Annotated in this window: 9 protein-coding genes and 1 tRNA gene; 4 read left to right on the forward strand and 6 right to left on the reverse strand. The window is 51.2% G+C overall.

Annotated elements, in window-relative coordinates; translation table 11 throughout:
* Positions 1 to 143: 143 nt before the first annotated feature.
* Positions 144 to 911, reverse strand: coding sequence for a M23 family metallopeptidase (locus tag AC0QH1_RS17385; RefSeq protein WP_324632506.1), 768 nt, complete (start codon positions 909 to 911; stop codon positions 144 to 146).
* 1,228 nt (positions 912 to 2,139) lie between these two features.
* A complete protein-coding gene (locus AC0QH1_RS17390) occupies positions 2,140 to 2,325 on the reverse strand; it encodes a hypothetical protein (protein WP_324632507.1) in 186 nt (61 codons plus the stop codon).
* 182 nt (positions 2,326 to 2,507) lie between these two features.
* Here AC0QH1_RS17390 and AC0QH1_RS17395 point away from each other — a divergent pair, with 182 nt between their 5' ends.
* A complete protein-coding gene (locus AC0QH1_RS17395; RefSeq protein WP_324632508.1) occupies positions 2,508 to 3,083 on the forward strand; it encodes a hypothetical protein in 576 nt (191 codons plus the stop codon).
* Between the two features lie 167 nt (positions 3,084 to 3,250).
* Here the strand turns inward: AC0QH1_RS17395 and ychF are convergent, their stop codons facing one another.
* The 3 genes from ychF to AC0QH1_RS17410 all read right to left on the reverse strand — a co-directional run bounded on the left by ychF (position 3,251) and on the right by AC0QH1_RS17410 (position 8,845).
* Positions 3,251 to 4,342 carry a redox-regulated ATPase YchF gene (gene ychF, locus AC0QH1_RS17400; protein WP_324632509.1) on the reverse strand — a complete coding sequence of 364 codons (1,092 nt, stop codon included), beginning with the start codon at positions 4,340 to 4,342 and terminating at the stop codon, positions 3,251 to 3,253.
* A gap of 151 nt (positions 4,343 to 4,493) precedes the next feature.
* A complete protein-coding gene (locus AC0QH1_RS17405) occupies positions 4,494 to 5,843 on the reverse strand; it encodes a pentapeptide repeat-containing protein (protein WP_324632510.1) in 1,350 nt (449 codons plus the stop codon).
* A 101-nt stretch (positions 5,844 to 5,944) separates the two neighbouring features.
* On the reverse strand, positions 5,945 to 8,845 hold the full coding sequence (locus tag AC0QH1_RS17410; RefSeq protein ID WP_324632511.1) for a CBS domain-containing protein: 2,901 nt from the start codon (positions 8,843 to 8,845) through the stop codon (positions 5,945 to 5,947).
* A gap of 503 nt (positions 8,846 to 9,348) precedes the next feature.
* Here AC0QH1_RS17410 and psbZ point away from each other — a divergent pair.
* From psbZ to AC0QH1_RS17425, 3 genes are all read left to right on the forward strand, one after another.
* Entirely contained in the window at positions 9,349 to 9,537 is a 189-nt protein-coding gene (gene psbZ, locus AC0QH1_RS17415; RefSeq protein ID WP_324632512.1) for a photosystem II reaction center protein PsbZ, read from the forward strand.
* Positions 9,538 to 9,684: 147 nt separating this feature from the next.
* Positions 9,685 to 10,278: a 6,7-dimethyl-8-ribityllumazine synthase gene (ribH, locus tag AC0QH1_RS17420; protein WP_324632513.1), complete on the forward strand. Its 594-nt coding sequence runs from the start codon at positions 9,685 to 9,687 to the stop codon at positions 10,276 to 10,278.
* A gap of 114 nt (positions 10,279 to 10,392) precedes the next feature.
* Positions 10,393 to 10,464: transfer RNA gene (locus AC0QH1_RS17425), tRNA-Gly, on the forward strand.
* Here the strand turns inward: AC0QH1_RS17425 and AC0QH1_RS17430 are convergent.
* On the reverse strand, positions 10,465 to 10,695 hold the full coding sequence (locus AC0QH1_RS17430; protein ID WP_324632514.1) for a hypothetical protein: 231 nt from the start codon (positions 10,693 to 10,695) through the stop codon (positions 10,465 to 10,467).
* Positions 10,696 to 10,960: the final 265 nt, after the last annotated feature.

Raw genomic sequence — 10,960 nt, forward strand, 5'->3', positions numbered from 1 at the left:
TGGTCTTCTGGTCAGGTGAGCTTGGGAAAATAAAGTCTTACCAAGCCCCTCCCTTTAGGGATGGGGTTCCTGACTATTTCCCTTGGGCTTTATCCCTTTAGAGTCCGGATGGGTGAGTGGTTTCTCTCTAAAGGGTAAACCGATTAAGGCAACCGCGCGGCTAAGCCGGATTCCGGAAGAAATGCCAGGGGATTGACCGCTCCTTGTTCGGGGAGATGCACTTCAAAGTGCAAATGAGGACCGGTGCTAAAGCCGGTGCTACCCATCTGCGCGATCGCTTGACCGGCTTGCACGCGATCGCCTTCACTCACCAGAATCCGGTGATTGTGGGCATACAGGGTGATGCTCCCATCCAGATGTTCGATCTCTACTAGATTCCCATACCCCCCCATATGCCATTCGGCGGTAATGACGATCCCCTCTGCTGCTGCTAGAACGGGAGTCCCCACCGGTCCTGCAATGTCGATGCCGTAATGCATCCGTCCCCACCGCCAACCATATCCCGAGGTGAAGGTTCCTTCTGCGGGCCAGATATACCCGTTCATCGTCGGTGGCACCTCGGGTAAGTAAAAGCTGGCGGCTGCTAGAGGAGGTAATTCAGCGGATAATGGCGAGCCGAGGGAGGGTTCTAGCAGTTCCTCTGTTGGGGTTATGGGTTCGGGGCGAGTACCCAAGAGTCTAGGCAATGCCGCGATCGCCTTTTTGTTCAGTTCGATCGCCGCCGCTAACGATGCTTCTTTCTCCGATTTTTCCAAGGGTGGCTGTTGCTGTGGCTGCGGTAAGTTCTCCGGTTGAACTCTCGGTGTTTGAGGCGGTGGATCCAAACGTTCCGCTTTCTCCTGAGCGTTGAGAGTATTCACGCAGCTCAGGGCAAGCAGAAGTGCTGTGGTAGATAAAATTCCTAGTTTCATGTTTGTTCACCTTACGATCGCGAATTACCCGGCAAGGAATCGTCCTGGTTGACCTGTAGTTTTACGGACAAGGTAAAGTTTAAAAAGCCTCAAACCCTTACAATATCGAGAGTGTAACAGTTTAGACACTGGCTGGTTGGTTTTCCTTAGATGTCTGACCTCTTCAGGCTTGCTGTGGGTTCATCAGGCTCAATTCCACAATTTTTTGTCCGCCAACGATAAATCAGTTACGAGCCTCCGAGTAACGAATTTTCCTGTCGTTCGGGCGATCGAGCCAAAAATGCGCCCTGTCTCTAACCGCGCACCCTAAATTGGAGAGACTTTTTGCTGGTTTTAACCTCATTTGGTGGTGCGGAGTTTGATTTTTCCGCGAACCCCGATAAATTTGAGGTTTTGTCAATTTCTCATTGAAAGATAGCACCCTAGCTCTTGTCACTCGTTATGGTTTACTCCTATGTCTATCATTATTTATTCTTAAGCTCATTTATTATATAACGCAAGGCTCAATGTAAAGGCATAGATAAGCTATTGTAAATTTAAAGTAAAGTTGATGCCATTGATAAGTTTTTCTGGCTCTAATGGAGCAAATGTGAAATTTAGATGAAATTTTCCTCGGAAAAAACCGCCGCGATCCAAGCCCAACCCATTGGGATTCTCCCACGAAGGCGGGCCGAGGTCTTTCTATGACCGAGAATTTCCCGTTAATCTCCCATTCGAGCGTTCCCACATAACCCTGTTTGGGTTAAAATGACCTGACATGTTACGACAAAATCGGCTGTGTTTTGTGACTAAAATACCAACAGCCTTCGCCAGATCGTTGTCAACAACTCGCCGTTAACCCTGTGGGGTCTAACAGAGGCTTGCACTTCCACACCCGCTCGTTGCGATGCCAGTTCCAGGCTCTAGAACCAGAAAGTGAAACAGCCTTGCGCAGGTTCAAGCAGTGTTTTCTGGATAGTTCCGAGGTGTAACATGGGCGATCGACCCCGCGCCGTGGAAGGCGTTGCGCGAACGCCCTGGTAGAGGCAAATTGACCCCGGGGAGGGCAATTCTTCGGGTTGACCCTCCATTTCCCCACTGTGGCTTTTTCCACATGCAGGCGGTAGGTTAATTAAAACGGCATGGAGGCGGCAATTTCTTTCCCACAAATAGGCGATAAATCGCGTCTGTACAAGAAGTGTAACGGGAGTCCTTTTGCCGCATTTCAGATGGTTTGACCCAAGCAACCTCAACTGAAAAAAATTTTTTCGATCGCCCCACAGGTATCCCCAGTTTGACCCTGTGGATCCTCAACCGTGGCTGGCGATGACAATTTCGGATCCACATCGGTCAAAAATCCGGCTCCCAGGGGTGGCTTTTCTCGCCGAGATAACCCCTGTAAAAGCGGACATGGCTGTACAGGCGGTTTTCTCATTAGACAAGTTAAATTTTTTGTGAAGTTCTTTGAAAATTTTTCGGGTGGGATTATAATTATGCCAAATTATAATCTGCTGAAAAATTCAGAAAACGGATAAAAGTGAAAGCTAGGGGTGACAATTTACGATGAACTTCAAATTGAATGCATTATTTTTACCATCCATATCAGACTATCAACGATTGATTATACTGATTCTGCGAAAAGCCCTATCATTGGAGGTGGCGATCGCCGTGGTGTTGCTGTCGGCTACCATGTTCCTGAGCGGATGCGATCGACCTGCTGTCACCCTACAATCTGATTCGCTGGCCAAAGTAGAAAAAGCGACCAAAGACTATCTGGAAAGTCCGGGATTTCTGAAAGAAGTGATGGGCGAGGGAGTCAAACCCCATCAGACATTTTGCGCCTATCAAGTGTATGGAATCGAAACCAGACAAGGTAAATTTTACCACTATTTGTGGACGCTTTGCCAGGAATACAATCTCACAGATACTCAGCTAAAATCAAACAGTGAAGTCAGTTTTCCCATCGCCCTCATCTTAGAAAAACGCGGCTTATTGTATAAAGTTATTCGGCATCAAATGCCGCGCGGGGGCGAACATTATTCTGAAGATTTAACCACCATTTTCCCAGACTATATATTGCAAGCGGTGCGGTTGCAATCCAACGATACCACCACAGTAGAGCGACTGCTGACCCGACTCGAAAAAGAAAACACACAAGCGGCTAATTCGTATTTTAAGATAGAGTCCCCATAAAAAATTCCGGTAAAAATAACCCTGGGGAGAGGTAGGCGTGCCTCCCCCACAGGTGCGGAATTTATCCCACTCAGGAAGAAAATCGGAAGCGAACCGAGGGAGAAAATATATCCCCGAAATGAGGGGGCGATCGCAACCCTTGCGCTCATTCCTCCCTGAAATTTTGCTTAAACATTAAACCGGAACAGCATCACATCGCCTTCCTGAACCACATAATCTTTCCCCTCACTGCGAAGCAAGCCTTTTTCCTTCGCCGCATTCATCGAACCACTGGCAACCAAATCCTCATACGCAATCGTTTCCGCGCGAATAAAACCGCGTTCAAAATCCGTATGAATGACCCCTGCAGCTTGCGGGGCTAACATTCCCCGAACAATCGTCCAAGCGCGAGTTTCTTTCGGTCCGGTGGTCAAAAATGTCTGCAATCCTAACAACTCGTAAGTTGCTTTAATCAGAGAGTGCAAGCCGCCTTCCGAAACCCCCAAAGATTCCAGAAAATCGGTGCGTTCTTCTTCCGGAAGTTCGATGAGTTCCGATTCCACCTGTGCCGAAATGACCACCACCTTGGCATTTTCCTCGGCGGCAAGTTCGCGCACCTGTTCTACCCATTGATTGCCCGTTGCCAGGTCATCTTCCGAAACATTTGCGGCATAAATAATTGGTTTGAGCGTCAGCAAATCTAACTGTTGAATCAATTCGGTTTCTTCTGCGGTTAAATCAACTTGACGCACTTGCAAGCCTTCATTCAACGCCGCCGCTAATTTTTCCAGAACCGCTAACTCGCTTTGGGCGTCTTTATTGGTGCGCGCTTGCTTGCGGGTGCGTTCCATTCGCCGCTCGATTTGGGCCAAATCCGCCAACCCAAGTTCCAGGTTAATCACCTGGATATCCTGCAACGGATCCACTTGACCGGCAACGTGAACGATATCCTCGCTTTCGAAACAGCGCACCACATGAACGATCGCGTCAACTTGGCGAATGTGGGATAAAAACTGATTGCCCAACCCCTCGCCTTGGCTGGCTCCTTGCACCAATCCGGCAATATCCACAAACTCGATGCGAGTCGGAACAATTTGCTCGGATTTAGACAGTTTGCCCAGCACTTCGAGTCGTTCATCGGGTACTGCAACCACCCCCACATTGGGTTCGATGGTGCAGAAGGGAAAATTTGCTGCTTGCGCTTTGGCATTGGCAACTAACGCATTAAATAAGGTGGATTTCCCCACGTTGGGGAGTCCGACAATTCCGGCTCTTAGCATGTTAGGAATGAAAGGTAAAAATTCGTAGTTGTCTGTGTGGAAATACAGTTAATCCCCGGGGAGTTAAGGGGGGAGTGACTCCGAATGAACTAATGTAGCAAAAAATGGCAAAATCACCCAGCGATCGCCCAGAGTTTGCTTCCCCGCGATCTTAATCGTGAACCGAACCATCGGGCATGGTAGCTCCACTGAGATTAGCATGAACGAAGCTTGCCCCCCGCAGATTCGCACCCGAGAGATTCGCCTCCATCAGATTGGCTCGATAAAGATTCGCCCCACTGAGGTTCGCGTTGCGTAAATCCGCTTTACTCAAATCGGCTTCACTCAGACAAGTGGGTTGGCTCGCCTGCTGATTTTGCAATTCTAGTTCGTCGCCGCGCAGAAACAAAGTAAACGGTCCGATGCGAATTTTTGCCCCATCCGGGAGTTCCATCGAATCGTTCACCTGCTGTTCGTTGACGAAGATCCCATTGGTGCTTTTGCGATCGCTGATGATGTAGTTTCCGCCTTCGTCAATTTCGATAGTGGCGTGACGGCGAGAGACGAAAGGGGAATACAATTGTAAAGTGACGCTTGAATCGCGACCGAGAGTGACGGGACACTTGTGTTTCAGGGAAACCTTGCGCTCCAGGGTTGCTTCTTTTTTGGGACTGGAGAAATCTGCCCCCACTAAAATGGCTTCAGTGAGATTGGCGCGGCTGAGATTCGTATCGCAGAGTTTCGCCCCTTTGAGATTGGCTTTTCTCAGGGTGGCTTCACTTAAGTTAGCCTCGACCAAATTCGCTTTCTTCAGGGAAGACTCGCTGAGATTCGTGCGGCTGAGATTGCTACCAGAGAAATTCGTGCCATCGAGTGTGGCTTTGGTTAGATTTGCTTCGCTTAATTTGGCATTCCGTAAATCTGCTTCGAGTAAATTCGCCTCGATTAATTTCGCCCCAAACAATTCCGCATTTCTCAAATCCGCTTTTTCTGCTTTCGTCCCGGTTAAGTCAGCATCGTACAAGCGAGATTCACTTAAGTTAGCTGTATTGAGTTTTGCTCCGTTCAGCTTGGCAGCATTGAGAGTAGCAAAGGAGAGATTTGTATCGCTTAAATTAGTCTGACTTAAGTTAGCTTCTGTTAAGTTAGCCCGGGTTAAATTCGCGCCACTCATATCGGCGCGGGTCAGATTGGCGCGGGTCAGATCCGCATCGCTGAGTTCCGCACGAAATAAATCGGCGCGAAATAAATCGGCGCGATACAGGTCGGCAAAATTGAGTTTCGCACCAAACAACTTGCCATTGCTCAAGTCAGCGCGACAGAGATGGGCATTTTCCAGATTCGCGCCACTGAGCTTGATCCCGCTCAGTTTGGCCTCATACAAATCCGCACAACTGAGGTCAGCATCGTACAGATCCGCCAGACTGAGTTCGGCAAACATCAGATCGGCCCGCACCAGGTAGGCACCCCTAAAATCTCGTTCTCCTGCTGCATAACGCTTCAGCAGTTCGTTAGCATCCATATCTGTATTTTAATGGTTGGCAATTCTTGAGATCTCTATCTTCCCAAAACAAAACCCCCGTTGCCTGTAGCCGATCGCCTGCAGCGCCACTAAAAGCTCCTTTAGGGGCGAGGAAAACGTTTGGCCACCAAAGCTTCGGCTTGCGCGCGATCGCGAATTTCGCCATCCACCGTTGCCGCCAAAACCACATCCAACATATCCTTGAAATGCGGTCCGGGTTTGTAGCCCAGTCTCTTGAGATCGTTCCCATTAAGCAACGGTTTAGCATCTGCCCATCGGGTGACATATTCCCAAATCCGCCGACGCAGAGATCGCGCAGCGTTCAGGGCAATCAACATCAACATAGCCACATCATACCCTTTCAGCAATCGCACCAGATCGCTGGGGCGCTGCGCCTCCCTCACCTGAGTGACTTGGGCTGACGCCGCCGCCAACCCTTCCAGGCGATCGATACTCTGCGCACTCAGTTGCAGATTTCTCGCCACCTCGCCCCGATAGGCCGGTGCCAAATGGGCGATGATGACTTCCAAGCGAATTTCCCAATACGCCGGTAAATGAAACACCTGCTTTGCCGACTGGTTTTTTCCCCTTTTTGAACCTTTCAAGGCCCCATTCTCCTTCACCACCACCCCTAAACTGCGAATCCAGCGATCCACCAACTGCAGCTTACGCCACAAATCGCGATCGAACGCCAAACTCGGATGAATGCAGCGCAAAGCATCAAACGATCCGAGCAGTTCCAAAGCCGGTTTCCAATACGGCGCTTGCAAAATGTATTTCAATTCGCTTTTCAGTCGCGTTTCCAGGGCGGGGACGCGACGATTTTCCGTCGCCGATAACTCGTAAATCCCACTTTCAATTGCCAGCCTGATATACCCTTGCGTCTGGGGTTCGATCTCGAATCCCAACCGTACCGCAAAGCGCACGGCGCGATAAATTCTGGTCGGGTCTTCGATAAAGCTATTGGCATGTAACACTCGAATCCGTCGGTCTTGCAAATCGAGCCATCCGCCGAAGAAATCCAACATCTCTCCGCGACGATTGGTTCCCGTGAGCCTCACCGCAAGGGCGTTAATCGTAAAATCTCGGCGGTACAGGTCTTGGCGAATGGAAGAGGCTTCTACCTCTGGATTGGCGGCGGGATAGGGATAAAATTCCGTGCGGGCGGTGGCAATATCGATCCAGAGGGAATCGAGTACCGGGTCTTTGTGCCACAACAAGGCAGCGGTTTGGAATTGACCGTGGGTGTCCAAGCGCGCCTCGGGATACTGTTTTTGCAGTGCTTTGGCCAGTTCGACCCCCGCACCGGCATCGGCGGCGCGATGATATCCGTCTACCACCATATCGATGTCGGTGAGCAGAAGTGGGGATTCTGATTGGGGCGCTGCTGCAACCTCGATTTGGCCGCCATCCTGGGTGGCATTGACAAGTACGTCGCGCACTGCGCCGCCTACCAGATAGAGGTGCCAGCCGCGCTCTTGCGCCAATTGGGCGGCGCGATCGAGCAGGTGCCACAATGGCGGGGCGAGGCGACGCGATAGCAGTTGCTCTAGGGATTGGGGTAACGGGCAATAGGGAGCAACGGGAGAGGGGAAGCTGGGTTTCTTGGTGGTGGCGTTTTCGTGATGCAGTTGTCGCAGCACGTCGGTACGGGTGACAATTCCCTGCAATTTTCCCCGATCTAAGACCGGAAGGCGTCCCACGTCGTAGGTGACCATAATCTCTTCGATTTCTGGCAGCGGAGTTTGGGGATCGATGGTTTTGAGATTGGCACTCATGTAGCCTTTGACCGGGGCGTGGGAAAATCCGTGGTGGAGGGCGATGTCGATATCTCGCCGGGAAATGACGCCCACCAGAAAGCCCTCGGCATCCACTACGGATAAACCGGAGTGCCCGTAGCGCAAGAGAATGCGTTGGGCTTCGTGAATTGTGGTTTCCGGGCGGATGGTTCGCACCGGAGAGGACATGAGTTCGCGCGCCACCGGTGGGGGGGGAATTTGCTGTTTGAAATGGTCTAGGAGTTGGGCGAAGGTGGCGCAGGCTTGGGTATCGCGGCGGGTGAGGGAGGCAGCCCGGGGATGACCGCCACCGCCCCAGGGTTGGAAGAGGGTTTTGAGATTGGTGCCCGGAATGCGCGATCGCCCGATAACCGTGAGGCGCTCTTCCTCTCCGTCTTTTAAGGGGAAACGATGTCCGAGCAGCAGGGCGTCACTCTCGGTTAAGTCGATCGCTCTGCCGGCTAAACTGGATAACCCAGGCACGTAATCTTCGCTCTCGAGCATGACGCTGGATACGGTATATCCCTCTAGGGTTTCGGTTTCCAGTCGATCTAAGGTGGTGGCCAGCAGGTCTTGCAATTGGCCTGATAATGCGGGTTCTACGTATTCCGCGATCGCCGATAAGGAGGCTCCCTGCTGCATCAACCACCCCAAGGCATTGGCATCCCGAGGGGTACTGTGGTGAAAGGTGAGCGACCCGGTATCTACATGAATGCCTAAGGCCATGACGGTGGCTTCCGCTACGCTGATAATGGCAGAATGTGGATTGTTCGGCGGGGGAATTAAAAATGGTGAATGGGGGTCTGGTTTGCGCTCTGTGGTGAATTCTGCGTTTTCTGTGGCTTTTTGGAGTTGTTCGACGATTAAGGTGGTGGCAGCTCCTACCGCTTCGATGTGGGTTTCCGTGGCGGGAATGTCCGAGTGTTCCGTGAAGTGATGATCCCACAAATAAATGGGTAAGGGTAAGTCTAACCATTCCCTCGCTTTGCCTAGGCGATCGCGCAGTTGGGTATCGACGATGGTTAACGAGCGGATCGCTCCTGGATTGACCGATCGCCGTTCGATGAGCGGATATTCATCCCGATGCAGCGCCAAAAACTCCCGCACCCCCGGATGACAACCGCCAGTCAGTACGATCCGGCTTCCCGGATGCAACCGCGTCAGCCCTACTGCTGCGCCGAGGGTATCGAAATCTGCTGTGGTATGGCACAAAATTAAATCCATTTCTCTTTCCTTTGTTGCTCAATGCTGCTGCAACCTGGTTTGGCAAACCGAATTGAGTGCGGCGCGTTCGTGTTTTCTTTCCTGCAAGATTTGTGCGCGATCGCCACTGGCTCTTTCTATAGTAAGTGGCTTTGACTCCTCTGTGCCGTAATGTAGCGTTGCCCAATCCCCTTCCCTCCCCCTTCCCCCCAATCCAACACAGCACGCCCGGGGAAAGGCTTGGATTCTCAATTCTGAGTTCCCAATTCCCAATTCTCAATTCCCCAGCGCTTGTCCTTTGTGGCGGAAGTGCTGTACGCTTTGCCAGCACGAAAGTTTTTTTGCCTCTATGAGAGCGGAGCGTTTTTTGGTAGCCTAAAACTGTTGAGCAAGCGTGCAACGGATCGGGCGAAAGCTTTTTCGGTTACGGGCGATCCCCGGGGGTCGTCGCGCCGGGGGCATTCCCCCTCCTTCTGGCTCAACCGGATATTATTCATGCCACTCTATTAAAGGGAGAAAGGAAAATGTCAATTCTATTTCAACTGGCACTTGCGGCTCTGGTTATCCTCTCGTTTGCAATGGTGATTGGCGTTCCCGTCGCCTATGCTTCCCCCCAATATTGGAATCAATCGAAACCCCTGCTGTTCATTGGTTCTGGGGTATGGCTGGCTCTGGTGGTTTTGGTGGGAGTCTTAAACTTTTTGGTGGTTTAAGCAACCTCAACTTTGGGTCGATCGCTGCGGCAGAAACTTTCTGGCTGTCTCTATGGTAGACACCCTCCAACCCTCCGGGGAGGATTGGCGCACATCAGCGATCGCCCTCAACCGCAATTTCATTGAGTACAACTGCAGAATTCTTCTATGGCTGTTTTCGAGGGAAGGTTTACCCACACCGAAGGCTTGCGCTTGGCGCTCGTTATCGGTCGCTTTAACGATTTGATTACCGGCAAACTACTACAGGGATGTCAGGATGCTTTGCAGCGTCACGGGATCGATGTGAATCCTCATGGCACCCAGGTGGACTATGTTTGGGTTCCCGGCAGTTTTGAAATTCCGATGATGGCGCGACAACTGGCCCTGTGCGGGCGCTACGATGCGGTGATCTGTCTCGGGGCGGTAATTCGCGGGCATACGCCTCATTTTGATTATGTGTCCGCTGAAGTTTCTAAGGGCATTGCCGCCGCTGGCTTTCAAACCGGTGTGCCGGTGATTTTTGGCATCCTTACCGCAGATACTATGCAGCAAGCCCTGGAACGTGCGGGCATTAAAAGCAATAAAGGCTGGGAATATGGAATGAATGCCATCGAGATGGCGAGTTTAATGCAGCAATTTAAGGGCAGCGGCGACGATCGCAATTCCCCCGCCGCAACCAGTGGCGATCGCGGTTTACCCGCCTCCCGTTCTCCCAACTCCACCACCCTCGAGGTGTCTTCTCAGTCAGAGTCAGACGGCTGAAACCCTCACCGCCGGAGAACTGCGAGCCTTACCGCCTTCCTCCGGCTAAAAAAATTTTCCAAAAGTGTTGACAAACTCAGAAGTTTGTGAAATACTAATAAAAGATTGAAATTTGCGGGTATAGCTCAGTGGTAGAGCGTCACCTTGCCAAGGTGAATGTCGCGCGTTCGAATCGCGTTACCCGCTCTATAACGCAAAACTAAAAAAATGGCAGTGGCGATATCGTCCCTGCCATTTTTGGCGATCGCAAAGGTGCAGATCCTCCGTGGCGTTTCCCAGACGGCAGGGGAACAGGGGAAACTGGATGCCCACCCTTGCCAGGGGGTAAATGTGGTAAATATGGTAAGATATCAACCATTCCGTGCGATTCGTTCCCGCAAAAGTGGAGGGTAAATGCCCGAAACGTAAGCGGGGCAATGAACACAGCCCCCAAGGCTGAACCCCCAGAAGACGATAAGTCTGATGGTTGGCCAAAACAAAACGGTATAAACCGATAAAAAAAAAGTCAACCAAAAACCTCGGAAAACTAAAGGTCAAGAGAATTTCACAACTCTTTACAAAATCCTTACAATCCGAAGGAAAACTGGGAAAACCTTGACAACTGGATGTCGATGGTGGTGAAAGCCCACCCCATGAAGTGTGTCATGTGAAAGCACCTCCCCCACGGTAGCGACTGGTCATC

This window comes from Phormidium sp. CCY1219 (assembly GCF_055795085.1).